Source organism: Agromyces aerolatus, from assembly GCF_031432255.1.
Classification (GTDB): Bacteria; Actinomycetota; Actinomycetes; order Actinomycetales; family Microbacteriaceae; genus Agromyces.
The window spans coordinates 1-1,264 of sequence record NZ_JAVKGQ010000037.1 but is presented as its reverse complement, the minus strand read 5'-3'; the positions used below and the strand labels follow the sequence as shown (position 1 = coordinate 1,264).

Here is a 1,264-nt window from a genome sequence, read left to right as displayed (position 1 = left end):
TGACCTGCCCCACGAATTCGGTTCCAGCCTGGGTCGCTAACTCGCGGCGTGGATGTCGTTGATTTCGAGTGTCTCGTATTCGATCGGGGTGCGGTAGCCGAGGGCGGAGTGTCGGCGCTGTCTGTTGTGGAAGATCTCGATGTACTCGAAGATCGCGTTGGCGAGTTCGACTCTCGTTTTCCATTTCTTCCGGTTCAGCAGCTCGATCTGCATCGATGACCAGAAGCTTTCCATCATCGCGTTATCCAGCCCGTCGCCGACCGATCCGAACGAGGGCAGCAGCCCGGCGGAACGGATCTTCTCTCCGAAGAGCCACGAGGTGAATTGCGTCCCATGATCCGCGTGGACGATTCCGCCCGGTCCGGGGCGACGATTGCGGATGGCCATATCGAGCGCGTTGATGACGAGCGTGGTGTCCTGCTTGGAGTCGATCGACCAGCCAATGATGCGGCGACTGTAGGCGTCGAGCACGGCGGCGCAGTAGACCCAGCCCTCGCGCGTGCGGTGCTGCGTGATGTCCGTCACCCAGAGTTCGTTCGGACGGGGGCGGGCGAACTTGCGGTTCACGAGATCATCCGCCGTGACGACGCCTCGGAGTCGTTTGGTGCGGATCGGGCCGGGGAGCCCGTAGATCCCGGCCAGGCGCATGAGCTTGTGCACCGTCCGCTCGCTGACGCTGACTCCCATCGCCATGGTCAGTTCGGCGTGGACGCGGCGGTATCCGTAGGTGCCGCGTGAGGTTACGTGCACTTCCCGGATCAGCCCGGTCAGCCACTGTCGACGTAGCTCGGACTGCGTCAGGGGCTTCTGTTTGACGCGGTAGTAGTGCTGCCTGGCGACCCCGAGGACGCGGCAGCAGCGGTCGATCGGGATCCCGGCGTCGGAGAGTCGGTCGATCACCGGGAAGAGTCTTTTGGGCGGGGACGCTCCTCGTCGAGGAACTTCGCCGCTTGCCGGACGATCAGCAGCTCGGTCTCGAGCTCGCGGATGCGGCGCCGCGCTGCTCGTAGTTCAGCCGATTCCGACGACGGGACACCGGGCCGGCGGCCGTTGTCGATGTCGTCCTGGCGTATCCAGTTCGAGAGCGTGACGGGATGGATTCCAAGTTCGACGGCGGTCTGCTTGGCCTGCTTGCCGGCGCGCACGAGCGCGACAGCGCGGGCACGAAACTCCGGCGGGTAGGGACGTGGCATGAGGGTGAGCCTTCCGGATCAGGCCACCAGTTAGCCACCGAAACTGGAACCCTTTTCGTGGGGCAGGTCAA

At 64.2% G+C, this 1,264-nt stretch carries 1 pseudogene; it reads right to left on the bottom strand.

Annotated features, from left to right (window positions below):
• Positions 1–36: 36 nt before the first annotated feature.
• Positions 37–1,193: pseudogene (locus RH864_RS19175) on the bottom strand (IS3 family transposase).
• Positions 1,194–1,264: the final 71 nt, after the last annotated feature.